Origin of the sequence: Streptomyces sp. NBC_01384 (assembly GCF_045040035.1) — a bacterium.
Taxonomy (GTDB): Bacteria; Actinomycetota; Actinomycetes; order Streptomycetales; family Streptomycetaceae; genus Streptomyces.
This window is the reverse complement of the sequence record NZ_CP109559.1, coordinates 1,803,172-1,830,106: the sequence shown is the minus strand read 5'-3', so window position 1 is coordinate 1,830,106 and position 26,935 is coordinate 1,803,172. Positions and strand designations below refer to the sequence as shown.

Here is a 26,935-nt window from a genome sequence, read left to right as displayed (position 1 = left end):
AGCCACCCGGGGGCCCGAATGCAGCCCAACACTCTGCTCGACGCGATACTCGACGAGGCCGGTGTCTCGCACGCCGGACTCGCCGCGCACGTCAACCAGGCGGGGAGGGCACGCGGCCTCGCGCTCAGATACGAACACACGGCCGTGGCACGGTGGTTGAAGGGCCAGCGCCCGCGCGGCCAGGTGCCCGACCTGATCTGCGAAGTGCTCGCGGGACGCCTGCACCGGCCGGTCACGCTCGACGACATCGGACTCGGCGTGCCCGGCGGGCCGGCCGCCCCGCACGGCACCACGCTCTCCGGCTTCGTGGAGCGCGCCACCGCCCTGTGGCGCTCCGACGAACAGCAGCGCCCGCACATCCTCGGCGCCCCGGCCGTCACCGGAACGCCCGCCGTGATGCCCGTGTGGGAGTGGGAGAACCCGCCCGAGGACGTGGATGTCTCGCGCGGCGGACGCCAGCACGTGAGCATGGCCGACATCGAGATGCTGCGTGCGGCCCGCGCCCACTACGAGCAGATGTACCGCAAGGCCGGCGGCGTCGCGACCCGCAGCAGGATCGTCGGCTTCCTCAACGCGGAGACCGCACCCCTGCTGCGCGGCAGCTACACCGATGCCACCGGCCGTCAACTCCACCGCGCGACCGGCGGGTTGGTCGCCATCGCGGGCATCTGCGCCTATGACTCCGACGCGCACGGACTCGCCCAGCGCTACTTCCACCAGGCGCTGCGGCTGGCGAAGGCCAGCGGGGACCGGGGACTTGGGGCATACGTCATCGCCCTGCTGGTCAACCAGTCGCTGTTCATGCGCGAGCACCGACAGGCCGTCGCCTTCGCGGAGGCCGCACTGCGCGCCGCCGGGCGGCACATCACCCCGGCGCTCGCCTCGGACCTCTACGCGATGCAGGCGAAGGCGTACGCGCACCTCGGCGACGGCAGCAGTGCGCTGTCCTGCATCCGGCGTGCCGAACAGGCCGCCGAGCGCATCCGGCGCGGTTACGAGCCCGACGAGACCGGCTATGTCCAGCCCGGCCTGGTCAACGTACAGGTGGCGGAGGCACTGCTCAGCCTCGGCGACCTGGTGGCCGCGGCGGCGCACGCCGCGGCGGCCGTGGACACGCCGGCGCACGACCGGGGGCGCGTGCACCGCCTTGCGATGCTGAGCCAGATCGAGCTGCGCCAGGGCAATGCCGACAAGGCGGTGGCCACCGCGGTCCAAATGGCCGAGCAGGCGCGGGGGATGGAGTCCCAGCGGCTGCGCGACAGACTGCGCGCGGTACGCGAACACCTGGTGCGCAGCGGCTGTGCGGGTACGGCCGAGGCCGCCGAACTGATCGACGGAGCACTGCGCGTACCGCTGTAGATCACCGAGCCCCACCGCCGCACCGTGCACTGTGCGCTGCTGTGCGCCTGCTGTCTGGACGCTCCGGCTGCGATATTGCCATCTACTCGGCGGAAGGTGGCAGAACCGTGCAGTGGACGAAACAGAACGAACAAATTGTGTACGCGAACCGCTGGTTCAGCGTCAATCTCGCAGATGTCGAGCTGCCGGACGGTCGGCACCTCGATCACTTTTTGATACGTCTGCGTCCCGTGGCCGTGGCCACGGTGGTGAACGAGGCCAATGAGGTGCTGCTCCTGTGGCGGCACCGTTTCATCACCGACAGTTGGGGGTGGGAGCTCGCGGCGGGCGTCGTCGAGGACGGCGAGGACATCGCCGTCGCGGCGGCCCGCGAACTGGAGGAGGAGACCGGCTGGCGACCGGGACCCCTGCGTCATCTGATGAGCGTCGAGCCCTCCAACGGGCTCACCGACGCCCGGCACCACATCTTCTGGGCCGACGAAGGCACGTACATCGGACACCCCGTGGACGACTTCGAGTCCGACCGTCGGGAATGGGTTCCCCTCAAGGTCGTCCCCGATCTGGTCGCCCGCGGCGAGGTCCCGGCCGCCAATATGGCTGCCGCACTACTCCTCCTGCATCACCTCAGGCTCGGGCAGGACGCGTTGCCCTGATCGATCCGATCCCCCCACGGCGTCCTGAACGCTAGTGTCCGAGAGCCTGCCAGACCGCCACGGCGAGTGCGCCCACGGCCGTGAGGGCCGCGATCGCGGGCAGTGGCCAGCGGGTGTGTTCCAGGGCGACGACCCGTGCGCTCAGGTCGTCGAGCTCCTTGGTGGTCTGTTCGGCGCGGTGACTGAGCAGGGCATGGCCTCCCTCGACGCGTGCGTATGCCACGTCGAGGCGACGGCGTAACTCTGCGAGTTCTCCTTGGACCACGGGATGCTCCGGGTCGGCGGTCACAGGTCCGCTCCTTTCCGTAGTCGTCGCATCCCTTGGATGCGCACGGAAAGTCAACCCGCCTGGTGGACGTGTGGGGAGCGTGTGCGAGGGGCATATGCGGGCCCGGCGCGCACACGGCGTGTGAATGCCGCGGGCCCGGCACCGAAAGGGGTGCCGGGCCCGCGTACGCCTGAGTTTCACCGTACGTGATCAGGCGACGGTACGAAAGGGGGCGACCGTGCGTAATCAGGCGTACGTGTAGAAGCCCGAGCCGGACTTCCGGCCGAGCCGGCCCGCGTCCACCATGCGCTGGAGCAGCGGGGGAGCGGCGTACAGCGGCTCCTTGTACTCCTCGTACACGTTGTCAGTGTGCGTGATTACCGCTCTCACCTGCGGTTTCATGGCCTGTTCTGGGCCTGTGGGGCGTCCAGGGACTTCTCAGGGACATTCGGTTGTGGATCTCGATCGAACCACTCGTCCATGGCGGCGAGGCCCCGCTTGCCCGCCCCGGGCATGAAGTGAGCGTAGTGCGTCAGCGTGGTCTGCGGCGAGGCATGCCCGAGCCACTGAGACACGCTCACGATCGACTCGCCGGCCTCAAGCTGGGTACTCGCGTACGTGTGCCGGAGGACGTGGAACATGTCCTCGCGGGAGAGTTCGTAGACGGAGTACCGACGGCTGCGACCTCCGTACGTCTCAGCCTTGTCGCCGACCTTCTTCACGACACCGGCCGCCGCGAGTGCGGGCCGCCAGCTCCGCTTGCTCCACATCGAGTAGTTGATTCGATTGGCCTGCGGGGAGCTCAGCACCAGCCGGACGCTGATCGGTTTACGTTGTCGCCCTTCCAGCTCGGTCGTCGGCGGCTCAGGGTTGCGCCACGGGAGCGTGCAGGAGATCGAAGGGAAGCGGCGCAGGTGGTCCTGGACACGCTTGGCGAGGTTGGGGGAGAGGGGAACGTCTCGCGTTTTGCCGCCCTTGGGCAGGCAGAAGTACGGCCTTCCTTTGACGTCCCACTGCAGCTGTCGGCGGACGCGTACGACACCGGCATCGAAGTCCAAGTCCTCCTCGCCGAGGCCGAACGCCTCGCCTTGGCGCAGGCCGAGGCCGACACCGAGGTCCACCGCAATGCGGTATCGATCCTGGAGGCCCGCCCGGACGGCATCCACGGTCAGCCTGGCCCATGCCTTGGCCTTCCTCTTCGCAGGTTTGGGCGCCTTGACAGTCCGGCTGGCCTTGCAGGGGTTCTTGACCAGGCGGCCGTCGTCTACGGCGGCTTCGAGGATCGTGGAAAGGTGGATCCAGATCACCTGGGCCGTGGACGCCTCGACCCGTGTCAGCAGCTGGGCCTTCCAGACGCGCAGCACGGCAGCGTCGATGTCCCGGAGCGCCGTTGCACCCAGGAACGGGATGATGTGGTTCCAGATCTTGCTGCGCATGGGGGCGGCGGTCGACGGTTCGTCCGATCGGCTCGGCCACCAGTGCTTCTCGATGTACTGGGCGAGGGGGATCGCCCCGTCTCGTGGGTCGACGAATTCGCCACGTGTGGTGTCGGTCTGCGCCTTGGCAAGCCACTGCTTCGCGTCCTCGCTCGTGTCGAACGAGCGGTCCCGGACGCCCGGGATGCCCTTCACCCGGTAGCGCTTGCCCTGGCCCCATAGGACAGTTCGCTCCCGCTTACCGGTGTCCTTGTTGGGCTTCTTCTTGAGCCAGCGGTCTTCTATGTACCCCGCCAAGGGAATGCTCTCCTATGAACTCAGTTGGGTATGGTCGTATGGCATGGTTGGAAGTTGCGCGCCGGGAATCCGAAAGATCGACGCACCGCCTTCCGGCTCGTGGGTAGCCTTCAAGGAGTGCGCACTGCGCGCTTCATCGGCTTCTGGGTGAGAGGATTGAGGGCGGCATTGGAGCGTGAATCCGCCCGCTCCTGCGCTATGACCCACTCATTGAGCGCCGAGATCCTGTACATGACGCGGCGGCCCATGCGGAAGCTCGGCGGACCTTGCCGTCGATGACGCCAGACATACAGGGTGTTCGGTGAAATGCCAAGATATTCCGCCGCCTTGTTCAGGTTCAAGAACGCGGCTTCATGCGTGGACGCGATCTGGTCGTGCATCTCCGGTCTCCAGGGTCAGAAACGTTGATGTCCTCACGATCCGGAGAAGTCTGGGCTTGGTGAAACCGGGAAATTCTGGTAGCGCGCGTATTGGCTGCCTCAGGGGGTGCTGAGGTGCGACTGTTGATCTCGGGCGTAGCAGTCCAAGGCGCTGGATCATCCTCCCGTTGAGCTGCGGTTTTGCCAGCACCCGTACGTTGGCATGGTGTCCGCGCAGGTCTCAAGTCATGGGCGTCTGCCGTAGGCGAACTGCCGTGAGCGTCAGCGACGGGTGAAGCCGCGGCGGACTGATAGCCGCGGCATTGCCGTGATGTGGCCGCCAATCGGTCCACGTGTTCTCCGCGCAGGCAGAGGTGACCCGGAGACGCGGGAGTTGGGGCTGCTGGCCCTACAGACGGAGATCGTTCGAAAATTCATCTGTGTGGCCAGTTCCTTGTGGGGGCCGAACTGTCCTCCCTCGGCCCTCCAAGTCCAGTGTTCGATGGTGGCGCCTACCATTGCTTCGGGCGGCGGCACGGGCGGCAGGGAAGCGGTCCGGGGGCCGGACGTCGAGCATGAGCTCGTTAGCGTCTCTGATATCCCGTTGGCGTGTAGAACAGAACCCGGCGTCGTGGCCGAGTTCTGTTCCCATTCGATATATTCCCAGGTCAGAGCGCATGTGGCGCGGTGGAAACAGTAGGCCGGGTCGAATCCGGGTGGAATTTCGCCGTACACGCGCCAAGGGGCGTTCGCTGCCTGAGGCGCTATCCGATGGAAACGCCGTGACCAGCGGCATTGTGGCCGACAGTCAGACACGTCGGACGATATAAAAATATCGTCCTTTAGTGCCCTGCACTAGAGCGAGTTTGTCGCTCGGTACAAGAGGGCGGTGAGCGCGAGGACCGTATCTCGTCTAGCGCGCCGGTCCCTGGCGCGTGCACTGTCACCTTCGGTTCGGCGACGGCCGCGCGGGGCGTCCTGAGTGCCTGACCCATAAAGGTGACAGTGCGCGGGACTGGTCTGCATTGGGGATCGTGGGACTGCGTGGGCAACGGGATCGCCGTACGGTTCAAGTGCAGGGGATGGTCCTGATGCCGCGGCAGGGGACTCGTCGGGCCAACGCCGCAGGCGAGGGCTCTGTGCTACCCGAACAGCCGCGTCGGCGCGGGGGCGGGCCCCGACCCGCCGAAACTCGTTCACCACAGCGGAGCGGTACTGGGAGGATCACGATGATGACGAAGCAGGAAGCGGCGGACGCGGTCCGCAGCGCCCTGATCGAGCGCGGTGTGACCTGGGCGCAGCTGGCAGAGGCGGTCGGCCGTCCGGTCGTCTGGTCCACGGCGGCCCTCCTGGGGCAGCACCCGATGGGGGCCGTGGAGGCCGAAGCCGCCGCGTCCGCCCTGGGCCTGGGCCAAGACGTCGTGAAGGCGCTCCAGTTGCAGCCCACTCGCGGGGCGCTGGGCGCCGCGGTCCCCACTGACCCGACGATGTACCGCCTGTATGAGGCGCTCCAGGTGTACGGGCCGACCCTCAAGGAACTCATCCACGAGGAGTTCGGCGACGGGATCATGAGTGCCATCAACTTCCGCATGGACATCAAGCGCGTGCCGGACCCTGAGGGCGACCGGGTGGAAATCGTGCTCAATGGTAAGTTTCTGCCCTATCGGTGGTGAACAGCGCGCCGGGGCTTTCCCCTTGCGGGTATCCGCGCCCCTCTGTAAGGCAACGACACGGAGTCAGGAGTCGACATGACTGACGAATCGCGCCCCCCGTTTCCTCCGTTCAGCCGGGAGACGGCCATCGAGAAGGTGCGTCTGGCCGAGGACGGCTGGAACTCCCGCGACCCGGAGAAGGTCGCTGGCGCCTACACCGTGGACTCGCGCTGGCGGAATCGCGCCGAGTTCGCCAACGGCCGCGAGGAGATCGTCGCCTTCCTCACGCGCAAGTGGAAGCGGGAGCTGGACTACCGGCTGATCAAGGAGCTGTGGGCCTTCGACGGCAACCGGATCGCGGTGCGCTTCGCCTACGAGTGCCACGACGACTCGGGCAACTGGTACCGCTCGTACGGCAACGAGAACTGGGAGTTCGACGACAACGGCCTGATGCGCCGGCGCTACGCCTGTATCAACGACCTTCCGATCAAGGAGTCGGAGCGCAAGTTCCACTGGCCGTTGGGCCGCCGCCCCGACGACCACCCGGGTTTGAGCGAACTCGACCTCTGACGTCCGTCGGGCACTTCGCCCTGGAGACGCACCTGGATGCCATCAGCGGCTACATCCACGGATTCCTCGGCCGCGTCCTCAGCTGAGGCGCGGACGGAATCCTGGGGTGCACCACCGGGGCGAAAAGGAGGAGTCATGACTCATGACTCATGAAACAGCCCAGGAGGCCAGCGCCCGCGAGACCGGGGGGAGGTTTTTCCGGCTGCTCGGTGAGGGCGACGCCGACCGGGTCGCCGACGTCTTCGCCGAGGAGATCGACTGGTTTGTGCCTGGAGACCAAAGCATGCTGCCGCGGGCCGGTCGGCGCACGCGACGCGACAGGTTCCCGACTACTTCAAGACTCTGTGGCCGGTGATCGTCCCGGAAAATTGCGAGAGCATCGACAAGATCCTCGTCCATGGCGCCTGGCCGTTACGGCAAGCGACAGAGAGGGCGGCCAAGAGGCCCGGAACCGATGCAAGTCGCTTCCCCGTCAAGGCTCACGACGACTCCGCGCAGGGCGATCCGGTTCAGTAATGGGGGGAAGGCGGGGATTTCGTTGCTCTTCGCGGCCACCTGGCGCTGGGCGATCACGGTCTGGCAGGCGTGCAGTGCAGCGGCGAGCAGGTGGACGGCGGTGCCGCCGGTGCGGGATCCGCGCACGGTCTCGCCGTCTGCGGCCGGGTAGGCCGCGTACCGGGCGAGCCACGCGCCCACGGTGTCGTTCAGGGCATCGCCGTCCAGGCGGGACAGGAGTCGCCCCAGGGTGGAGGCGTTCGGTGTGCTGGAGGCCGGTCCGAGTGGTTCGCGCAGGTCGGAGTCGGTATCGGCGGCGAAGCGGGCGTTGGCCGTCAGGGACGTTGCTCCGCCGAGGACGGCGATCAGACACAGCGCGAGCAGGCAGCCCAGGCGGTAGCGGCGGCCCCGGACCCGGCGTGGATCGGGTATCCGGCCCAAGGTCTCGGCCAGGGAGATGAGTTGCGGCGGTTCCGGATCGGGGCAGGCGGAGTCGATGTCCTCGCAGTGGCGCTGCAGGACACCGGTCAAGGAGGATGGCACGCGAACGCGACCCCTGTTCGTGATCAAAGGCTTCGACAACCTTGATCATCAGGGGTCGCGTCTCTCGTTGCCGAACCGGGCGGACCACCCACGGTGGCGCGTACGCAGGCGATCAGCCCATCTCGTCGGCTGAGAACGCATCAGCCCTGCGTCCATGCCATCCCCGAGGTGTGAACGGTCTGTGGGGATGGTGGGGAGGAGAAGTTGACTCCGTGCATTCGGGGAGGTCGGTGGTCTGCCGACATGACACCACTCTGGAAAGGTGCAGTGGCCCCGGTCAGCCGGCGCAGTATCACCGTGGTCATCGCCCAGTACACCCGCGACTCCGAACTGCGCGGCTGGTGCGCGTAGTCGCGCACCAGCCTGCGGTGCAGCATCAAGATCCCGTATGCGCGCTCCACGATCCACCGTTTGGGGATCGGCACGAACCCGGTCCGGGCCGGGTTGCGCTCGACGATCTCCACCTCGATGCCCACCGTCTGACCGTGCGCGACGACGGCGTTCTTGAAGCCCTGGTCGACCAGGGCCTTCTGAACGGTGTCGGTGTCGGCGACGACCCTGTCCAGCAGCGCGATGCCGACGGCGTTGTCGTGCACGGACGCGGCGAGCACCACCACCGCGATCACCAGGCCCAACACGTCAACGGCCAGGCCGCGCTTGCGGCCCGGTACTTTTCTGCCGCATTACGCCCCGTCGACTGAGCGGGCACCCCGGCCGCGGCGTCCACGCTCTGGGCCGAGCACCACCAGGCTCGGGTCCGCCTTCCGCCGCGCTTTCTCCCGCACCTGCCAGCGCAGCAGGTCGTGGATGGTCTGGTCGGTGCCGTCGTCGCGCCACTTGGTGAAGTAGTACATCACCGCGCCACGCGGCGGCAGGTCGTGCGGAAGCAGGTCCACTGGCAGCCGGTGCGGCCCTGGTAGAGGAGCGCGTTGACGATCTCCCGTATCTCGTACCGGCCCTGGTGGCCGCTGACCGATTGGTGTGCGGTCTTCCGCGCGGCGATGACCGGCTCGATCAGCGCCCACTGTGCGTCGGACAGGTCGGTGTTGTAGGGCTTGCGCTCGCTCACAGTGTTCAGCCCAGCACGCCCAAGCCCGCCGACCGGCAGGGATGCCGCAGTCCCACACATTCAGGTGACGGCAAATCACCTACCAACTCACATACCGCTTCTGAGATCGTGTCCTGCTCAGTGAGTGCGAGGAGTCGTTTGGCTGTGTGTCGGCGCCCGACTTTCACTGCCCTCCGCGTTGCTGCCGGGGGTGACCGGGGCGGCGGCCCTGCGGCTGTTCGGGGGTTGGGCGCACGGTTGAGTCGGGGACGGGGCGGGTCACAGGGGAGCCGACGGTGAGGGTGAGTGCTTCGCCGTGGTGCCGGACTGTCATCGTTGTGCCGGCCAGCAGGGTGTAGGTGACGTTCTCTGTCTTGATCTCCACGCGCAGGCGGCGGCCCCAGATCCCCATGTGGAAGGTGAGCCGGCTGAGATTCTCGGGTAGTCGGGGCATGAACGACAGCGTGTCGCCGTTGTGGCGCATGCCTCCGAAGCCGCAGACCAGGGCCATCCAGGTTCCGGCCAGTGAGGCGATGTGCAGCCCGTCCCGAGTGTTGTTCTCCAGGTCATTCAGGTCCATCAGTGCCGCTTCTACGACATAGTCGTAGGCAAGGTGTTCATGGCAGACCTCCGCTGCTATGACCGCTTGGCAGCATGCGGACAGTGACGAGTCGCGGACCGTCAGCGGTTCGTAGTAGGCGAAGTTGCGGGCCTTTTGCTCGGTGTCGAAAGACTGGTCGCACGTGTACATGGCCAGCACCAGATCCGCCTGCTTCACCACCTGCTTGCGGTAGATGTCAAAGTAGGGGAAGTGCATCAGCAAGGGGTACTGGTCGGGCCGGGTGGCGGCGAAATCCCACGGCTGGTGGCGGGTGAACCCGGCATGCTGCTCGTGCACCTGCAGTTCGTCGTTGTAGGGCAGGTGCATGGCTTCCGCGGCGTCGCGCCAGGCTGCTGTCTCCTCGTCGTCCACGCCAAGAGCCGCCGCCTGGTGGGGGCGGCGTTCGGCGCTGTCGGCCGCTCCGCGCAGGTTCTTGGCGGCCATGAGGTTGGTGTAGGCGTTGTCGTCGGTGACCGCGCTGTACTCGTCCGGACCGGTCACGCCGTCGATGTGGAAGGTGCCGCGGTGGTCGTGATGGCCCAGCGACATCCACAGCCGGGCCGTCTCCACGAGGAGCTCCACCCCACTGGTCTGCTCGAAGTCCTGGTCGCCGGTGGCGGAGACGTAGCGGATGACGGCGTCCGCGATATCGGCGTTGACATGGAACGCGGCAGTGCCGGCCGGCCAGTAGGCGGTGCACTCCGAACCGTCGATAGTCTGCCATGGGAATGCTGCTCCGCGCAGCCCGAGCTGCCGCGCCCGGTCCCGGGCCGCTGGCAGGGTGCTTTGCCGCCAGCGCAGCGCCTCGGCGACGGCTCCGGGCGAGGTGTAGGTGAGCAGCGGCAGGACGAAGGTCTCGGTGTCCCAGAATGAGTGGCCGTCGTAGCCGGTGCCGGTCAGCCCCTTGGCGGGGATGGCCCGCTGCTCGGCGCGGGCGCCGGCTTGCAGCACGTGGAACAGCGCGAACCGCACGGCTTGCTGGATTTCCTCGTCTCCGTCAACTTCGACATCGGAGCGTGCCCAGAACTCGTCCAGGTAGTGCCGCTGCTCGTCCACCAGTCCTTGCCAGCCGGTGCTGCCGGCTGCTGCGAGCGCGGCTTCCACCTGGTCCCGTACGGCGGGCAAGGAACGGATGCGTGACCAGCCGTAGGCGACCAGCTTGTTGATCCTCAGCTTCTGGCCGGGGGCCAGCAGCGATGTGACCGTCAGGCGCGCGACATCGTCGTTGCTCTCGACACTGGTCTGCGTCTGCGCGGGCCCCCGTACGGTGTGGTCGGCTGCGGCCGCGACCCGCAGCTTGCTGTTGCGCGTGCAGTGGATCAGACTCAGACGGCTTCCCAGCGCTTGGTTCTCTTCCGCATCGAGTGGTGACTCCAGGGCCGCAGCGGCGCGGGGATCGCCTGCGACTGCGGGAAGTTGTTCGTTGGCGACGAGTTCGGACTGCACCACGATGCGCACTGGGATGTCGACCGCTTCGACTTCGTAGGCGACGGCGGCGATGGAGCGCTGGGTGAAGGAGACCATCCGAGTGGAGCGCACCCGGACCGTGTGGCCCGCCGGCGAGGTCCACGTACAGCTGCGGTGGAGAAGACCGGCACGCAGGTCCAGCACACGCTCGTGAGCGCGGAGCCTGCCGTAGCGCAGGTCGAAGGGCTCGTCGTCGACCAGCAACCGCAGAATTTTGCCGTTGGTGACGTTGATCGCGGTCTGGCCGGACTCGGGGTAGCCGTATCCTCCTTCCGCGTAGGGCAACGGGTGCAACTCGTGAAGGCCGTTGAGGTAGGAGCCGGGCAGCCCGTGAGGCTCGCCCTCGTCCAGGTTTCCGCGCCAGCCGACATGACCGTTGGAGAGCGCGAAGACCGATTCGCTCTGTGGCAGCAGATCCAAGTTGAGAGGCGTTTCCTTCAGGGCCCAGGGGTCGACGGCGAAACAAGTGTCTGTGATCATCCCCGGCGCTCCAGCTCCGCGAGGTCCTGCACGACGATGTCAGCGCCGTGGGCGCGCAGGGCGTCCGCCTGGCCGACCCGGTCGACCCCTACGACATAGCCGAAGTGGCCCGACCGGCCGGCGTCCATCCCGGCGAGTGCGTCCTCGAAAACAGCCGACACCCGGGCTGTGACGCCCAGGTCATGGGCGGCGGCCAGGAACGTATCGGGATGCGGTTTGCCGGGAAGCCCGCGCTCCGCGGCAACCAGCCCGTCGATGCGAACGTCAAACAGCGCTTCGGCCCCCACCGACACCAGGATCTCCCGGCAATTCGCGCTGGAGGACACAACGCCTGTCTTCAGTCCGTGCTGCCGGACCGTCCGGATATAGCGCATGGTGCCCGGGTATGATTCGGCACCTTTCGTGCGGATCTTCTCCAGCAATAGATCGTTCTTGCGATTCCCTAGCCCCTGCACCGTATCCCCCTCGTCGTCCGGGGAGCCCTCGGGGAGCTTGATACCGCGCGAGGCGAGGAAGCTGCGCACCCCGTCGGTGCGCGGCCTTCCGTCCACGTACTCGTCATAGTCCTGGGTGGCGTCAAACGGCGTGAAGCCGGATCCGTCGTGCCGGAGGAGGAAGTCGTCGAACGTCTGCTTCCAGGCAGCCGCATGTATGACGGCCGTCTTCGTGATGACACCGTCCAGATCGAACAGGCACGCTTCAACCGATTCCGGCAGGCCGTACGGGGTCATTGAGTACACCCTCCCCGGAGAACGTGACCGGCTCGGCAGAGAGCATTGTGATGTTTTGCCGCTCTGCGCTGGGGGCCTTGTCCGGCGTGCGGCAACTTCCCGGCTCCGCCCGTGCCCATGAATTACGATCCTCCCGGTTCCGGCCGGGTGCAACAGACGAGTACCCCGGGACCGCCGGGGTGCATCAGTCCCTCCACATAGTGCACACGTAGCTCGCGGGCGATGGTGGCGTTGGCCGGGCCGTCGGTCGCGGCCGACGAGGTCCTCCTGCGCGGGGCGCAGGCTGCCCGCCGGGCATCGCTCGGAAGACCCGCGTCCCGGACTCCACTTCCACCGAGCCGTGAAGGACAACACGTCGACGACCGCCAGATACGCGACATCTGCCGGGAGCTGTTGCGCGCCGACGGGCCCTCAATCGAACCGCGCCCCCCACTGCCTGCCTGTCTGCCGAAACCAATCGTCCATGGCCGGCGGCCATGCCATCCCTGATCTTGTGTGGGTATCCCCGGCTTCAGCCGGGGAGGGAAACGCATTTCACGAGCACGTGGGGGTAACGGGTCGGCAGGTGCGACAGATCGATCCGCAGGAATTGCAGGATCGGGTTGCGGAGGCCGGTCATCAGCAGGTCGTCGGCAAGGCCGCGGGCGTCCAGTTGCTCCATCGTTCGGGCGTGAACGGCGAATGCGCGAGTCAGCTGGGATTCCCCTTCTCGCCGTTCCACGACGGTGCAGCGCACTCCGGCCTCGGCTAAGGTCACCTGCGAGCAGCAACCCCGCTGGACCAGCACCGACGACCAGCACGTCAACGTCGGATCCCATGTCCTGCCCTCCGCGTGTCACAGAACGAGTAGTAACGACCCGTGATCACCTGGCTGCCGCCCGCCACCGGTGGTGATGTTCAGGGCGGGTGGGTGACTGTGCCCGGGAGCTCACTCGAGTGGCGTAACCGGTGAATTCTCCTGACCGTGGATGTGCCCGCGGCATGTAAGGACCACCGTACGAGACAGACCACTTCCTCGCCTGTCAGGCAACGGCCGTCCCACTCGTACCGAAGCGGTGTTTCCAGACGCGCTGAATCGCTGCCCCGCAATTAATGTTGACCTCATGCGGCGCCGCTTTCCCGTCACATCCCCGGAGGGCATGACGTAAGGGGCCCGCGAGCGGACATCGAGAGGAGCGCAACCATGCCCTTCGCCACCGCCGAGGACGGCACGCAGATCTTCTACAAGGACTGGGGCTCGGGCCAACCCGTCGTCTTCTCCCACGGCTGGCCGCTCACCGCCGACGCCTGGGACCCCCAGATGAAGCTCATGGTGGACAACGGATTCCGCGCCATCGCTCACGACCGGCGCGGTGGCGGCCGCTCCGGTCAGCCCTGGGACGGCAACAACCTCGACACCTACGCCGACGACCTGGCCGCGGTCATCGAAACCGAAGACCTGCGGGACATCATCCTGGTCGGGCACTCCACCGGCGGCGGCGAAGTCACCCGCTACATCGGCCGGCACGGCACGGCACGGGTCGCCAAACTGGTCCTGCTCGGCGCCATCCCGCCGCTGATGCTGAAGACGGAAGCCAACCCCGAGGGCCTGCCGATCGAGGTATTCGACGAGATCCGCCAGGGTGTGCTCACGGACCGCTCGCAGTACTACAAGGACCTCAGTGCCCCGTTCTACGGTGCCAACCGTGAGGGCTCGACCGTCTCCCAGGGAACGCGTGACGAATTCTGGCTCTGGAGCATGACCGTCGGCATCAAGGGCGCCTACGACTGCATCAAGGCGTTCTCCGAGACGGACACGACCGAGGACCTGAAGAAGGTCGATGTGCCGACACTGATCGTGCACGGCGACGACGACCAGATCGTGCCCATCGTCTCCGCGGGCGCCAAATCATCCAAGATCGTCAAGGACGCGCAGTACAAGGTCTACGAGGGCGCACCTCATGGCCTTGCGATGGTGCCCAAGTACGCCGAGATCTTCAACAGAGACCTGCTTGAGTTCGCGCGTAGTTAGCGCCGTCCCCCGGTCCTGGGTCAACGGCGGCGCTGCCGTTAACCCAGGACGCTGCCGGCCAGTGGCGCTGTAAATTGGCCGCCCGGGAGGGACGGTTCAAAGATGTCCTGGGCAACCATGTCCGGAGCGCCTGAAACTGGCTCGGCAGCCTGGGCGATCGGTTCGCCGTGTCAGCCGATCGGGCTTGCGCCCTGCTGGAAGACGTTGATGAGGTTTCCGTCGTTGTCGCGGATCGCGGTCGAGATGCTGCCGTCGCCGAGGTCCATCTGCTCCCAGACGGTCGTCACGCCCAGGTCACGGAAGGTGCGGGTCACGCTGGCGAGGTCCTCGACGCGGAAGACCAGGGCCTTGTTGCCGATCGGGCGGATGTGGGCGGGGGGCTCTGCCGTCAGTTCGGGGATCCGCACACCGTCCGCGGGCTGGAGGAGCTCGAGCCGGAACCCGGGGCCCTCCAGGAAGGCGACGTCCGCTCCGATGGCGTCGAAGCGGGACTTCGCCAGCAGGGTGAGGCCGAACACCCGGTTCCACCACTGGATCGACGCGTCGAGGTCACTGACGGAGATCGTCACGTTGTGGAGGCTGTAGGGGAAGGGCGGCTGGGCAGCGGTGGTCATGGTGATCACTTTTCGTTGGGCGGGTGCAGGCGTTTGCGGTGGGGCACGCGAGACCCCTCGCGCATTCCGCCCGGCTTCTCTGTGCCGTGCAGCGGAACAGTCTGTGCCCGTCTGCCGCCGACCCGACGTCTACTTGCAATAGCGAATCCGCGGGTCGTCGGCCAAACGTAGACCTTATGGACCGTACAGTCAAGAAATTGTGTCCTCTTCAGGTGCATTGCGAAGTCAGTGGATCAATGCACCAGTTGGCGAATCGCCGTCGGTGTGCGGAAGTGAGGCGCGAGCGAGGTCCCGCGCGGACTTGGCTAGCCTGGAGAATTTGCCGTCAGGGCCCGTGCGCAATCGGCCGGCGCCGTCGGCTGCCGGAGCGTCGTCCGGCCCGCGTTGCGGCGCAGTCGATGGCGCAGCCGCCCGGCCGGAGTGCCTGCTCAAGGGCATGGTGAAAGGGGCAGGCCGTCAACCGCGCTGGGGCGGGCGCCCGGGCCACTCGTGGGGGTGCTTCGGAGGGCAGGTAATGCGCGTGCTCGCAGCCGACTCAAGCGGGCCCACCCGGGTCCCTGCCGGTCGGCACGTCACCTGTGAAGGGTGCTGGCCCGCAGGATGGTCAGTGTCGGGAGAGCTGCTTGAGGGCCTGGCTTATCTGCAGCAGAGCTGAGCCGTCCATGCCGGTCTTCGCGAGAAACTCGATGCCCTGCATGACGGCAAGGAGCAGCCGCCCGACCTCCTGGGCGTCCGCCCCCGGTTCGACCGTCCCCTCGTCCTGGGCTTCCTTCACGCAGGCGATCAGAAGATCTTCGACCGCTTGGTAGCTGCTCCGGGCCCGGGAGACGACGTCCAGATCATTGCTGTGCAGCTCGGACGTGCTGTTGACCAGAAGGCAGCCGCGCCGCTGCGGGTCCTCCGTGAATCCCTTGGCCACGCCCTCAACGAGCAGGGTCAGGCGTTCGAAGGCCGTACCGGGCCCGGTCAGGACCGCCCGGACGCCGTTGAGCTGTTCGTCGCGGTAGCCGTCCAGCACGTGCAGGAACAGCTGCCGCTTGTCGCCGAAGGCCCCGTACAGGCTCCCCTTGCCCAGTCCGGTGGCGTCCGTCAGGTCCTGCAGTGACGTAGCCGCGTACCCCTGATTCCAGAACTGGTCGCGCGCAGACTCCAGAACCTGGTTCTCGTCGAAATTCCGCGGTCGTCCCATGTTCAACAGCATACGCCCTTCTTGACCTATCGGTCCAGATCGTGGGCGCCCGGCTGCATGCGACACGCAGGGGGGCAGGCTGGGTGGTGGCGGGGTGTGTGGCGCACGGCTCCCCCCCGGCGCCCCGGCGCCCCGGCGTCCTAGCGTCCCGGCGGGCGGACCGGCGTCGGCCGGCTCGTCGCCGCTCGGCGGTGTGGATGCAGTCACGTTTTTGCCCGAGCGGTCCATAACGTGGTTTTTTACCGTACAGTCCATAAGTGGCCCGGGGCTGTCCGCTCCGGGCTGTAACACTGCAGCGACACATGGTGCACGATTTTTGGCGTCTGCACCGGACAGGGATAAGCGATCATGGGACAGCTTGACGGGAAGACGGCAGTCGTCACCGGAGGCAACAGCGGAATCGGACTGGCCACAGCCAAGCGATTCGCACGTGAGGGCGCGCACGTGTTCATCACCGGCCGCCGGCAGGAGGCTCTCGACGCCGCGCTGGCCGAGATCGGTGGGGAAGCCACCGCCGTCCAGGGCGACGTCGCGAACCTCGCGGACATCGACCGCCTCTACGCGGCTGTCGCCGAGCAAGGCCGGTCCATCGACGTACTGTTCGCCAACGCGGGCGGCGGTGAGTTCGCCGCGCTTGAGCAGGTCACCGAGGAGCACTTCGACGCCACCTTCAACATCAACGTGCGCGGCATGCTCTTCACCGTCCAGAAGGCAATTCCGCTGCTCAACGACGGCGCCTCGGTGATCCTGACCGGATCGACTGCCGCTACCTCGGGCGGCGCGTCCTTCGGCGTATACGCAGCCTCCAAGGCCGCGGTCCGCTCCTTCTCCCGCACCTGGGCCAACGAACTCAGCGGCCGCGCAATCCGAGTGAACACCCTGGTGCCCGGCCCGATCGTCACCCCGGGCATCACCGGCCTGGCCGCGGACGCCGACCAGGCCGCGAAGATGAGGGACGCCTTCGCCAGCCAGATACCGCTGGGCCGGATGGGGCACCCGGACGAGGCCGCAGCCGCCGCACTGTTCCTCGCCAGCAATGAGAGCAGCTTCGTGAGCGGATCCGAGCTGTTCGTCGATGGCGGACTCAACCAGATCTGAGCGCCGCAAGAGAATGCATTGTGCCCGCCCCGGCAAAGACAAGAGCGTGACCGCGTCGCGGTCACACCGGTAGTCACAGCGAACGTTCGGGCGGGTGCAGCCCCTCCGGTGTGCCCGCACACGGTGACACCCGCAATCGACCTCGAGTCCCTCCGCCGCTGCGGATGAGACCCGTCGCCGATGCTCACGCCCACGGTGACGGCCAGCACGTCCGCTGCTGCGCCCATAGGAAAGACGCCTGCTTCTGAGCGCCGGCACCAGCGTGAGCGGGGTGAGTGTGGCCCGGCCGTTAGCGGCCGGGCCACACTCCTGTGGTGCCGTGTGCGTCAGATCACCACCGCTACCCTGGTCCGCGGCCATCGCCCACGCTCGTGGCGTGCGTGACGAAGCCGAGCAGCCACAGCGCCAGGACGGCGGGCGTCGCCGGCCAAAGGGTCCTGACGGCGAATCCCGCACCGAACGGGACGCGTGCGAAGGCAGAACGAGCAACAGGGAAGCCATGGTTGCGTCGCTTGCCCCGATGCAGCTCTTTCAGTCCGTAGCCCGCTGAACCGCACCGCAGGATGTCGAAGTGCTCAGCCCGGCCTGCAGGTCGGCCGGCGACGGCGGGTTCGGGTCCGCCGCCGGCCTGCCCTCCGCGACCGGCGGCCAGCGCGCAGCACGACATCCGACGGGAGGGCCTTGCGACTACAGCGCAAGGTCAGTGAGGACCAGCACGCGCTCGTAGGTGTAATCCGCCATGGCGAACTTCACTCCTTCGCGACCGACACCAGACTGCTTGACCCCGCCGTAGGGCATCTGGTCGGCGCGATAGGAGGGCACGTCGCCGATCACGACTCCCCCGACCTCCAGAGCCCGATGTGCCCGGAAGGCAGCCTGCAGGTCGCGTGTAAACACGCCTGTCTGCAGCCCATACTTGGAGTCGTTCACGGCGGCGAAAGCCTCGGCCTCACTGGACACCTTGAGTACCGTCAGAACTGGCCCGAAGACCTCCTCGCAGGCCAAGGTCGTATCCGCCGGAACATCCGCGAGGACCGTAGGCGCGTACGAGGCGCCCTCCCGCTTGCCGCCCGTATACAGCGTGGCCCCGGAACCGACGGCTTCGTCGACCCATGACTCGACGCGGCACGCTGCGGCTTCACTGACAAGCGGACCCACATCAGTTCTGTCATTCGAAGGGTCCCCGGTGACCTGAGATTTGACGGCTGCGACGATACGCGGCAACAGCCGGTCGTACACCGCGGCGTCAGCTATCACACGCTGCACAGAGATACAGGACTGTCCGCCCTGGTAGTTGGAGAACGTAGCGATGCGCGCGGCGGCCCGGTCAAGATCCTCGTCGCTCGTAAAGTCGGCCAACACCACGGCAGCACCGTTCCCGCCGAGCTCCAACGTGCAGTGCTTTCTGGGAACGGAGTCCATGATGGCGTACCCGACCCTCTCGGAGCCGGTGAACGAGATAACGGGCAGGCGCTCGTCCTGCACCAGCCCCGGCATCCGGTCATTGGCGACCGGCAGGATGCTCCATGAACCGGCCGGCAGTTCGGTCTCGGCAAGGAGGTCACCGATGATCAGACCCGACAGCGGAGTATCGGGCGCCGGCTTCAGGATGATCGGGGCGCCGGCCGCGATAGCCGGGGCGACTTTGTGGGCACACTGGTTCAGCGGGAAGTTGAACGGCGTGATCCCCAGCACAACGCCCTTCGGGAAGCGGCGGGTGAGCGCCAGTCGGCCCTGGCCGCCGGCGTCAGTGTCGAGCCGCTGAGCCTCACCGCTATTGAAGCGGCGGGCTTCCTCCGCGGCGAACCGGAACACGGACACCGCACGGCCGACCTCTACGCGAGCCCACTTGATCGGCTTTCCGTTCTCCGCGGAGATGAGCTGCGCGATCTCCTCGCTGCGCTCCATAAGGCGCTTGCTCACGTGGTCGAGCGCGGCGGCACGAACATATGCGGGAGTAGCCGCGAACTCATCGCGAACGGCATACGCCGCCGCCACCGCCTCCTCCACCTGCTCATCGGTGGGCACACTGACCTCTCCGATGAGCTGACCGGTCCAGGGGGAGGTAACAGCCAAGGTCGTCTCACCGCTGGCCGGACGGCCGGCGATTCAGAAAGCGCGGGTGGAAATCATGTCCAGCATGGCCCTTTACGTCTGAAGGTGCGCTGACGTTCATCCGCCAACTGCTACACCGTAGGACCGCCGAGGTGACGGACGACTTGTACGTGGTGTAGCGATCGCATGCACGCGCATGCCCGAAGGTAGCGTTGAGTGCGATCGCCCCTCCCTCGACCGAAAACTCGGGCCTGCCGAACGATCGGGTGACAACCTGTCACCCGAACCTGCATCAGACCCCTGAACCACTGGGGGATCCAGCAGGCTCGGCCGTCGCGAGGTGAAACGAGTCGCCTCCTACCGAAACCGGTACTTTCCTTCGAACCCCGTACGCAAACTGCGTACAGGAGGGTCAGCGGGTCTACGCGCGGTTCGTCGGCCTGGAGCCCTCTGTGACGCCCACCGCGGCTGGCAGAGCGGGTGAGGACTCGCGCCGCTGCTATGTGTGTGGCCGCTGCTGAACCGCTCGGTCAGAGGTTACGCAGGACGGCGACCACCTTACCGAGGATGGTCGCGGTGTCCGCGGGGATCGGGTTGTAGGCCGGGTTGTGCGGCATCAGCCAGGCGTGGCCGTCGTCCGTGCGGCGCAGCCGTTTGACCGTGGCTTCGCCATCGATGAGCCCCGCGCCCTCCCGCGTTCTCACGGCGTGCCGACCTGCTGACGGATCGTAGCGCGGGTCGGTCGTGGGCGCAGCCGAACCCGGCATCCCGCCGGAGCTGGGACCTACCCGATGATCTGCACCATGGTTATCGGCCGCCGACCGGCACGAGCACCCAACTCGCCATTCACACCAGACCCGTGAACTGCGACTTCACGATGCACACCGCTCAGTGGTCGCCGACTGCGCCTACTCCGTCAGTGACGACTGGTATCGCGCGCTGCGCGAGGCCGGCCTGGCCTACGTGGTGGCCCTCAAGCCGCACCGCGGCACCTGGCTCCGGCAGACCAGCCACACACCCCCATCGAAGCTGCCCACGCCCTGACCTGGAAGGATGCCAAGCGTCCGGGCGACTGGACGCCCGTGGAGCGTCACTTCCGCGACGGGCACACCGAGACCTGGTGGGCCGCCGATGCCCGACTGGGCGGCTACGGACCCGCCTCACCCTGCCGCCTGATCGTGGCCACCACCGATCCAGCCAGCCTGCCGGAGAAGGCCACCTGGTACCTGGCCACCAACCTGCCCCACCCCGACGCCCCCCCACGCCGCCACCAGCCCGCACCCGCCGGCCGACCTGACCGAGATCGTCCGCCTCTACGGACTGCGGCCGTGGACCGAGCAGAGCTACAAACAGGTCAAAGACGAACTCGGCCGGGCCGACTTCCAAGTCCGCACCGACCGCGCCATCCGCCGCCACCAGACCCTGGTCAACTGCGCCTTCTCCTTCTGCTGGGACCAGTGGTTCGCCCCACCCGGACCCCTGGATGCCACCGCGCCGGACCCGTGCCCCGATGAGGCGCCAGAGGGGGGCCCAGCCATACCCCAACAGCTTTGCTGGCCCAGGGCCTTACCGGCCATCCGTTCCTGGCTCACCCCCGCCGTCACCCTCAACCGATGGTGGCGAGCCTGGACGGACGCGGACCCGCCCTCCGAGCTCCAGGCCCTGATCGACGGGGTCACCACCGGACACGGCATTGACCTCTATTGCCGAATTTGACGAACTACCGGTAGTCCTGGAGTACGGCGAAGAGAAGATTCAGCCCTTCGGTCATCGTGGGGTGCGTGATAATCATGTCGCGGAGGGCGGTGTAGGGGAGATCGGCGAGCATGGCGGTCTGCACTGTGGTGAGGGTCTCGCCACTCTCCGGGCCTAGGAGGGCCACGCCCAGGATGCGGTCGGTGCGGGCGTCGACCACGGCCTTCCAGAGGCCGTCCGTATCCCGCATCGTACGCGCCCGTGGGATGGCGGCCACCGGCAGTCGGGCGACGCGCACTTGGTGTCCGGCGGCACGGGCCTGGGACTCCGTGAGCCCGATGCGGGCTAGTTCCGGGGTGAGGAAAGTGGTGTGAGGAACAAGCCGGTCCTTTGTGGAGCGGGAACCGCCGGCAAGGTTGGCCTTAAGGATCCGGTAGTCGTCCAGGGAGATGTGTGTGTACTGCGGGCTGCCGGCGACGTCTCCAGCGGCCCACGTGTGCGGGGCCGTGGTGGCCAGGCGGTCGTCGACGGCGACGAAGCCGGCTGCTGTGGTCCGGACCCCGGCGGCCGGGAGGTCAAGTCCGGCAGTGACGGGTCGGCGGCCGACTGCGACAAGCACCTCGTCGCCGCTCAGCACCGTGCCGTCGGACAGTGCCACAATGATCCGTCCGTCCGCGCCCCGTTGGACGGAGGTTGTGGAACGGTGGGTGAGTACGTCAACGCCACCGGCGGCTAGCAGGCTGGTGACCGCCTGCGCAATGTCTTCGTCCTCCCTCGCCAACAGCCGCGTGCCCCGGGCCACAAGGGTCACCCGGCTGCCGAAGGCCGCGAACATGTCCGCGAACTCCAGACCGACCGTGCCGCCGCCGATCACGATCAGGTGCTCCGGCAGCCGCTCCAGGTGCAGCAGGGTCTCACTGGTGAGTACGCGCGCGTCCGCCAGGCCTGGGATGTCGGGCAGGAGTGGGGTCGTCCCGGTGTTGACGACCGCTTCGGCGCCGCGCAGCCTCCGGGTGCCGCCGCTGTTCAGGGTCACCTCTACCGTGCGTTCCGCGGTAAAGCGGGCCTCTCCGAGCATGAAGTCCATGCCGGAGTCGACGAACTGCTTGTGATTGATGGTGACCATGCCTTCCACCACGCCGGTCTTATGCGTGCGCAGCAGTTCGGCGCTGGCCTCGGGGGTTTCAGTCACAAACCCCAGCTGTCGCGCCCGGGCGAAGGTGCGCATGGCGCGGGCGCTGGCTACCAGAGCTTTGGTGGGGATGCAGGCGACGTTGATGCAGGTGCCGCCGATCATGCCCCGCTCTACCATGGCGACCCGTTTGCCGCTCCTGGCCCAATCCATGGCAAGCGTCTTGCCGGCCTTTCCGCCGCCTACGACGAGCAGGTCGAACTCCTCAACCGGGTCGACCATGTCGACCATCTCCGTCCTGTTGCATGCCCTCTGCCGCGGTTCGTCGAAGGAGGGGCACGTGTCGTCGTGGGTAGATCACTCCTGGCTCTTGGGGGGTCCTCGGTGGGGACTGACATGGCGGACGGCGGCCTACCTGCGCCCGCAGGTTTCGCCGAAGGGCCTGGAGGTGGGGGCTTCGCAGTGACGATGCAGTCTGTGCACCGGCATCCCGGCGACTTACAGATCCAAAACGACGCCTTCGGGTTCGGTGGGCTTGGAGCAGCAGATGAGGATGTTGCCTTGGGCTGGTGGTTCGACCGGATCAGGTGAGTAGTCGACGGTGCCGGACATCAGGGCGAGTTCGCAGGTGTGGCAGACGCCGGTGCGGCACGACCACTGGACGGGGACGTCGCACGCTTCGGCGAGTTCGAGCAGGGAGTCCTGACTGTTGTTCCAGGGGACAGTGAGGCCGCTACGGGCGAAGGAGACGGAAGGGCCGGTGCCGACGGGGCCTGCGGGCTGGTGGGGCGCGGGGGCGGTCGAGGAACCTTTCACTCCCGGGGTGAGGGAGGGCCCGGCGCCGAAGATCTCGGTGTGCACTCGCGACGTTTCCAGCCCGGCGTCGACGAGCGCGGTGGTGGCACTGTTCATGAAACCCACGGGCCCGCAAAGGTAGGCGTCGGCGTCGGTCGGCAGGCCTAGTCCGAGGATGCGGTTGGCCGAGAGCCGGCCAGCCTCTGTGTAGTCGACGCCCCTACGGTCGGCATCGCTAGGTTTGCTGTAGAAGATGCTCGACCGGGCGTTCGCAAGGCCTTCGATCAGGTCGTGGCTCTCCTGAGCAAAGGGATGCTCGGTGCTGTCATGGGCTGCGTGGAGCCACCACACCTGGCGCGGGGAGCGGTCACGCGCGAGCGCGTGGAGCATGGCCAGCACGGGAGTCACCCCCACTCCCGCGGACAGCAGCACCACCGGGTTGTCGCCTTTGGACAGGCAGAACGTTCCGCGGGGCGCGGCGGCCTCCAGAGTATCGCCGACGCGTATGTGGGCGCGTAGTTCGTGGCTGGCAGCGCCGTGCGGTTCGACTTTGATGCTGATGCGGTACGTGCCAGTGCCGGGCTCGCCGGACAGGGAGTAGCTGCGGATCAGAGGCGGCACGTCTGTCTCGAGCGGGACCTTCATGGTGAGGAACTGACCGGGCAGAGCAGTGGGCAGTGCTGAACCGTCGGATGCGGCCAGGGACAGTGAGAACACACTCCGGCTCTCGGGCTGGATGCGCGTGACGGTCAGCGGGCGGAAGCCGGGCCAGCTGGGCGGCGGGGCAGTGGCGGCCTTGTTCAGGCCGGCGCTGCCGGAGGAGCCGTCGGCCGCGTCGCTGTCGGCCTGGTCCAGGAGAGTCTGCATGGAGCCCTGCCAGCCGGGACTGAGGGCCGGGATCCGCAGGGCCCGTTCGACCTGCTCGCGTGTGTGTCCAGGCAGGTAGAGCACTCGGTCGATCTCCTCGACGGTCATCGCCTCGGGGCCGGTGGACACCTTGACGATCTCCTGCCCGGCCTCGACCTGGCCCTCCTCGATCACCCGCAGGTAGAAGCCGGGGCGGTGGTGGGCCACGAGCAGGGCCGCCATCTGCGGCTCTCCCATACGCAAGCCCACGCGGTAGCAGGTCACCCGCGGCTGGGTGACTTCGAAGAGGGCGCCGCCGATGCGGTAGCGGTCGCCGATGCAGACCTCGTCGTCCGGCAGACCGTCGACGGTGAAGTTCTCCCCGAAATGGCCGGGCGCCAGGTCGTCGCGGCCCAGCTCCTTCGCCCAGAACAGGTAGGAATCGGCCTGGTAGACCAGCACCGCCCGCTGCTCGCCGCCATGCCCGCCCAGATCACCCTGGCCGTCGCCATCGATGTTGAGGCGCCGTACCATCTGCGGCCCGGCGACGGTTTGCTTGTACACGCCGGTGTGCACCGTCCTGCCGTGCCAGGGCACGTCGTGGGGCATCCCGACGTTCACTGCCATCAATGTGGCCACCACGCCACCTTTCTTACCGCTACTTCCCATGTCAGGAACTGGTAGAGCCTTGACGAGGAAGCGACTTGCACCGGTTCCGGGCCTCTTGGCCGCCCTCTCTGTCGCTTGCGGTCACGGCCCTAGCGACCAGGTCGGTGTCCTCGCACAGGTGCAGCCGGACCAAGTACCCGAACCGGCCCAAGGCCACCGCGTCGGCGCCGTGGACGAGGATCTTGTCGATGCTCGTCTCGCCATTTTCCGGGACGATCACCGGCCACAGAGTCTTGAAGTAGTCGGGAACCTGTTCGCGTCGCGTGCGCCGACCGGCCCGCGGCAGCATGCTTTGGGCTCCAGGCACAAACCAGTCGATCTCCTCGGCGAAGACGTCGGCGACGCGGTCGGCGTCGCCCTCACCGAGCAGCCGGAAAAACCTCCCGCCGGTCTCGCGGACGCTGGCCTCGTGGGCTGTTTCATGAGTCAGGGGTCATGACTCCTCCTTTTCGCCCAGATGCAGCCCAGGATTCCGTCCGCGCCTCAGGTGAGGACGCGGCCGAGGAATCCGTGGATGTAGCCGCTGATGGCATCCAGGTGCGTCTCCAGGGCGAAATGCCCGGCCGGCAGCAGGTGGACTTCCGCGTCGGGCAGGTCACGGGAGAACACCCGCGCGCCGTCCGGCCCGAAGATCTCGTCCCTCTCGCCCCAGACCGCGAGCACTGGCACCTGGCTGGTGCGGAAGTACTCCTGCAGCTGCGGGTAGCCGTCGATGTTGGTCGGGTAGTCGCGGAACAGTGCCAGCTGCACCTCGTCGTTGCCTGGCCGGTCCAGCAGGGCCTGGTCGTGAAGCCAGTTGTCCGGGCTGACCAGGCTCTTGTCGGTGGCACCGTTCTCGTACTGCCAGCGGGTCGTCTCCAAGGCGAACTTGGCCCGCGCGCCCGGTTCGGTGTCGGGTCCGGGAGCAGTGGCGTAGGCGAACAGGTCGTCCCAGAAGGGCTTGGCGAAGCCCTCCATGTAGGCGTTGCCGCTCTGCGAGATAATAGTGGTGACTTCGTAGGAGGGACTGAGGGCCAGCCGCCACCCGATGGGTGCCCCATAGTCGTGCACATAGATGGAGAAGCGCTTGATTCCCAGCTGGTCGAGCAACCCCCCAGTAATATTGGCCAGGTTGTCGAAGGTGTAGTCGAATTCTCCGACCTTGGGCATGGAGGACTGGCCGTAGCCGATGTGATCGGTAGCGATCACGTGATACCGGTCGGCCAGTGCCGGGATGAGATGGCGGAACATGTGTGAGCTGCTGGGAAATCCATGCAGCAGCAGGACGACCGGTGCTTCAGTGGGACCAGCCTCGCGGTAGAAGACCTTTTGGCCGTTAACAGTCGCTGTTTTGTGGTGCGTGGGGAGCATGACGACCTCCTGGGATCTTCGAGCGCGGAATATGCGTCAATCCGCCCGCAGGCAACCCCTTTCGCTGCGATAGAGGGAGGGGTGGTCACTGCCTCAGGCTCGGAAGTGTTTTCCCCTCGGCGGCGTGGTGCGTCGAGACAGATGGCGTTGGGCGCAATGTGTTCACGCTAGACCCGCCCCCCGGGGACAGCAACACAGAGACGGATAAGTGCGACCTTTTAGATTTTCTTTACAGATGGCGAAACCAGAATCGCGGACACATTAAGGCACGAGGAGGTAGCGGAGGGTCACCGTCCCGCTCTGGGAGCGCAACTTGTCTGCACAACGCCACATCCTCGGGTAAGCCCGAATTTCAAATACGCGTCTTCACCTATCACTGCGCCGCCTCGCGATGGCTGCGGGTCTACGCTGGAATGAACCGTCCGCTCCCGGCCACCGCACCGTCGGCTTGGCGGGGTAGCCAGCTCTAGCGCGGTCATACGCGGCATGAAATTTCTTCTTCCGCCCGTATGACGCCGCTGCCTGAAGGCGCTGACAGCAGTTAGGAATACCACCATGCGCAATAGCAGCTCCCACCTGGCCTCCTACCATAAGGGTGAGTTGGCCGCTCAGGACCGCGCAGGATTCCGTGAGCACGCCGATCACCTGCGGCCGATCATCAGCGACAGACTTCCCCGTGGTGCCCGCGACTTCCTTGCCGATCTGCGGTTCCTGGTTGTCGGAGCAACTGCACCGGACGGTCAAGTGTGGGCGTCCATGGTGTACGGACAGCCGGGATTCCTGCAGGCGCTTGGCCCCCGCGAGGTACTCATCGGAGCGCGCCTTTTGGATGTCGACCCGCTGGCGGCGGTCTTGGCGGCACCTGCACTTGTGGGCACTCTTGCCATCGACTTGAAAAACCGTCGACGACTGAGGATCAACGGCCGGACCGTGCCCGCGACAGGGGGACTCAGGCTTTCAGTGGACCAGGCATACGGCAATTGCCCCAAATACATCCAGAGCCGCGAACCGCAGGAGGCAGCACCTGCGCCCGCGAAGCCCCAGGTATCGGAGGGCAGCGACCTGCTCCCGGAGCAGCGCCGCATGATTGACACCGCGGACACGTTCTTCATTGCCTCCGCTTCCACGGCGGGTGACGCCGATGCCTCCCATCGCGGCGGCAACCCCGGCTTCGTCACCAGCCTGTCCCCGCAACGGGTCCAATGGCCCGATTACGAAGGGAACACGATGCTGATGACTCTGGGGAATCTCACCGTCAACCCGGCCGCGGGCCTGTTGTTCATCGACTGGGAGATCGGCAGGACCTTGCACCTGACAGGTACGGCGGTGATCGACTGGAGTGCGGACACCGCCGCTGAATTCCCCGGCGCGGAGAGAACGGTGGAGTTCCAGTTGGCCAAGGTCGTCCAGATCGACCACCCGGACGGCGCCCTGGTCTCGTCCGCGCCGCAGTATTCACGGTTCAACCCGCCGGTGGCGCCGGCAGCGCCAGGGGCCCTTTAAGAGGTCGCTTTCTCCCGTT

Annotated in this window: 23 protein-coding genes and 3 pseudogenes; 9 read left to right on the top strand and 17 right to left on the bottom strand. The window is 66.8% G+C overall.

The features are described 5' to 3' along the window. Window positions 1-18: 18 nt before the first annotated feature. Complete coding sequence (locus tag OG747_RS08210) at window positions 19-1,359, top strand: transcriptional regulator (protein ID WP_405878614.1); 1,341 nt, start codon at window positions 19-21, stop codon at window positions 1,357-1,359. Between the two features lie 107 nt (window positions 1,360-1,466). Beyond that, complete coding sequence (locus OG747_RS08205; protein ID WP_405878613.1) at window positions 1,467-2,012, top strand: NUDIX hydrolase; 546 nt, start codon at window positions 1,467-1,469, stop codon at window positions 2,010-2,012. 31 nt (window positions 2,013-2,043) lie between these two features. On the opposite strand, the gene OG747_RS08200 is transcribed toward OG747_RS08205, so the two are convergent. The 4 genes and pseudogenes from OG747_RS08200 to OG747_RS08185 all read right to left on the bottom strand — a co-directional run bounded on the left by OG747_RS08200 (window position 2,044) and on the right by OG747_RS08185 (window position 4,393). After that, on the bottom strand, window positions 2,044-2,301 hold the full coding sequence (locus OG747_RS08200; protein ID WP_405878612.1) for a hypothetical protein: 258 nt from the start codon (window positions 2,299-2,301) through the stop codon (window positions 2,044-2,046). Between the two features lie 225 nt (window positions 2,302-2,526). Further along, a pseudogene (locus OG747_RS08195) lies at window positions 2,527-2,643 on the bottom strand (3-hydroxyacyl-CoA dehydrogenase family protein); the annotation flags it as partial. 35 nt (window positions 2,644-2,678) lie between these two features. Further along, a complete protein-coding gene (locus tag OG747_RS08190) occupies window positions 2,679-4,013 on the bottom strand; it encodes a tyrosine-type recombinase/integrase (protein ID WP_405878611.1) in 1,335 nt (444 codons plus the stop codon). A gap of 110 nt (window positions 4,014-4,123) precedes the next feature. Continuing rightward, window positions 4,124-4,393 (bottom strand): AlpA family transcriptional regulator, encoded by a 270-nt coding sequence (locus OG747_RS08185; protein ID WP_190169633.1) that lies wholly within the window; start codon window positions 4,391-4,393, stop codon window positions 4,124-4,126. Window positions 4,394-5,601: 1,208 nt separating this feature from the next. Here OG747_RS08185 and cynS point away from each other — a divergent pair. The 3 genes from cynS (at window position 5,602) to OG747_RS08170 (ending at window position 6,949) form a co-directional block, all read left to right on the top strand. Further along, window positions 5,602-6,045: a cyanase gene (cynS, locus tag OG747_RS08180; protein ID WP_405878610.1), complete on the top strand. Its 444-nt coding sequence runs from the start codon at window positions 5,602-5,604 to the stop codon at window positions 6,043-6,045. Between the two features lie 75 nt (window positions 6,046-6,120). After that, window positions 6,121-6,594 (top strand): DUF1348 family protein, encoded by a 474-nt coding sequence (locus tag OG747_RS08175; RefSeq protein ID WP_405878609.1) that lies wholly within the window; start codon window positions 6,121-6,123, stop codon window positions 6,592-6,594. 142 nt (window positions 6,595-6,736) lie between these two features. Further along, window positions 6,737-6,949: a hypothetical protein gene (locus OG747_RS08170; protein ID WP_405878608.1), complete on the top strand. Its 213-nt coding sequence runs from the start codon at window positions 6,737-6,739 to the stop codon at window positions 6,947-6,949. Window positions 6,950-7,005: 56 nt separating this feature from the next. Here the strand turns inward: OG747_RS08170 and OG747_RS08165 are convergent, their stop codons facing one another. From OG747_RS08165 to OG747_RS08145, 5 genes and pseudogenes are all read right to left on the bottom strand, one after another. Beyond that, window positions 7,006-7,632 carry a transposase family protein gene (locus OG747_RS08165; RefSeq protein ID WP_405878607.1) on the bottom strand — a complete coding sequence of 209 codons (627 nt, stop codon included), beginning with the start codon at window positions 7,630-7,632 and terminating at the stop codon, window positions 7,006-7,008. A gap of 275 nt (window positions 7,633-7,907) precedes the next feature. Next, a pseudogene (locus OG747_RS08160) lies at window positions 7,908-8,701 on the bottom strand (IS5 family transposase); the annotation flags it as partial. Window positions 8,702-8,864: 163 nt separating this feature from the next. After that, the gene (locus OG747_RS08155; RefSeq protein WP_405878606.1) at window positions 8,865-11,228 is read right to left on the bottom strand and encodes a glycoside hydrolase family 65 protein; all 2,364 of its coding nucleotides are present in this window, start codon (window positions 11,226-11,228) and stop codon (window positions 8,865-8,867) included. Continuing rightward, window positions 11,225-11,959 carry a beta-phosphoglucomutase family hydrolase gene (locus OG747_RS08150; protein ID WP_405878605.1) on the bottom strand — a complete coding sequence of 245 codons (735 nt, stop codon included), beginning with the start codon at window positions 11,957-11,959 and terminating at the stop codon, window positions 11,225-11,227. Before OG747_RS08150 ends, OG747_RS08155 begins: the two co-directional genes overlap by 4 nt. Before the next feature lie 511 nt (window positions 11,960-12,470). Beyond that, window positions 12,471-12,680 carry an FAD-dependent monooxygenase gene (locus tag OG747_RS08145; protein ID WP_405885477.1) on the bottom strand — a complete coding sequence of 70 codons (210 nt, stop codon included), beginning with the start codon at window positions 12,678-12,680 and terminating at the stop codon, window positions 12,471-12,473. Between the two features lie 462 nt (window positions 12,681-13,142). Between OG747_RS08145 and OG747_RS08140 the strand changes: the two genes are divergently transcribed. Beyond that, window positions 13,143-13,970, top strand: a complete 828-nt coding sequence (locus OG747_RS08140; RefSeq protein WP_190172137.1) for an alpha/beta fold hydrolase — start codon at window positions 13,143-13,145, stop codon at window positions 13,968-13,970. Between the two features lie 170 nt (window positions 13,971-14,140). On the opposite strand, the gene OG747_RS08135 is transcribed toward OG747_RS08140, so the two are convergent. Together OG747_RS08135 and OG747_RS08130 are read right to left on the bottom strand one after the other, a co-directional pair. After that, window positions 14,141-14,584: a VOC family protein gene (locus tag OG747_RS08135; protein WP_190172138.1), complete on the bottom strand. Its 444-nt coding sequence runs from the start codon at window positions 14,582-14,584 to the stop codon at window positions 14,141-14,143. A 604-nt stretch (window positions 14,585-15,188) separates the two neighbouring features. Continuing rightward, window positions 15,189-15,773 carry a TetR/AcrR family transcriptional regulator gene (locus tag OG747_RS08130; protein WP_405878604.1) on the bottom strand — a complete coding sequence of 195 codons (585 nt, stop codon included), beginning with the start codon at window positions 15,771-15,773 and terminating at the stop codon, window positions 15,189-15,191. A gap of 348 nt (window positions 15,774-16,121) precedes the next feature. On the opposite strand from OG747_RS08130, the gene OG747_RS08125 reads away from it, so the two are divergent. Next, complete coding sequence (locus OG747_RS08125; RefSeq protein WP_190172140.1) at window positions 16,122-16,871, top strand: glucose 1-dehydrogenase; 750 nt, start codon at window positions 16,122-16,124, stop codon at window positions 16,869-16,871. A gap of 687 nt (window positions 16,872-17,558) precedes the next feature. On the opposite strand, the gene OG747_RS08120 is transcribed toward OG747_RS08125, so the two are convergent. Together OG747_RS08120 and OG747_RS08115 are read right to left on the bottom strand one after the other, a co-directional pair. Further along, the gene (locus OG747_RS08120) at window positions 17,559-18,980 is read right to left on the bottom strand and encodes an aldehyde dehydrogenase family protein (RefSeq protein ID WP_405885476.1); all 1,422 of its coding nucleotides are present in this window, start codon (window positions 18,978-18,980) and stop codon (window positions 17,559-17,561) included. Window positions 18,981-19,456: 476 nt separating this feature from the next. Continuing rightward, window positions 19,457-19,612 (bottom strand): annotated as a pseudogene (locus OG747_RS08115) (LexA family protein); the annotation flags it as partial. A 178-nt stretch (window positions 19,613-19,790) separates the two neighbouring features. On the opposite strand from OG747_RS08115, the gene OG747_RS08110 reads away from it, so the two are divergent. Further along, complete coding sequence (locus tag OG747_RS08110) at window positions 19,791-19,970, top strand: transposase (RefSeq protein WP_405885475.1); 180 nt, start codon at window positions 19,791-19,793, stop codon at window positions 19,968-19,970. 676 nt (window positions 19,971-20,646) lie between these two features. Here the strand turns inward: OG747_RS08110 and OG747_RS08105 are convergent. The 4 genes from OG747_RS08105 to OG747_RS08090 all read right to left on the bottom strand — a co-directional run bounded on the left by OG747_RS08105 (window position 20,647) and on the right by OG747_RS08090 (window position 25,413). Next, a complete protein-coding gene (locus tag OG747_RS08105) occupies window positions 20,647-22,035 on the bottom strand; it encodes a dihydrolipoyl dehydrogenase family protein (protein WP_405878603.1) in 1,389 nt (462 codons plus the stop codon). Between the two features lie 216 nt (window positions 22,036-22,251). Further along, complete coding sequence (locus OG747_RS08100; RefSeq protein WP_405878602.1) at window positions 22,252-24,033, bottom strand: MOSC domain-containing protein; 1,782 nt, start codon at window positions 24,031-24,033, stop codon at window positions 22,252-22,254. 31 nt (window positions 24,034-24,064) lie between these two features. Continuing rightward, entirely contained in the window at window positions 24,065-24,433 is a 369-nt protein-coding gene (locus tag OG747_RS08095; RefSeq protein ID WP_405885474.1) for a nuclear transport factor 2 family protein, read from the bottom strand. 113 nt (window positions 24,434-24,546) lie between these two features. Further along, entirely contained in the window at window positions 24,547-25,413 is an 867-nt protein-coding gene (locus OG747_RS08090) for an alpha/beta fold hydrolase (protein WP_329372038.1), read from the bottom strand. A gap of 555 nt (window positions 25,414-25,968) precedes the next feature. Between OG747_RS08090 and OG747_RS08085 the strand changes: the two genes are divergently transcribed. Beyond that, window positions 25,969-26,916 carry a pyridoxamine 5'-phosphate oxidase family protein gene (locus tag OG747_RS08085; protein WP_405878601.1) on the top strand — a complete coding sequence of 316 codons (948 nt, stop codon included), beginning with the start codon at window positions 25,969-25,971 and terminating at the stop codon, window positions 26,914-26,916. Window positions 26,917-26,935 lie beyond the last annotated feature (19 nt).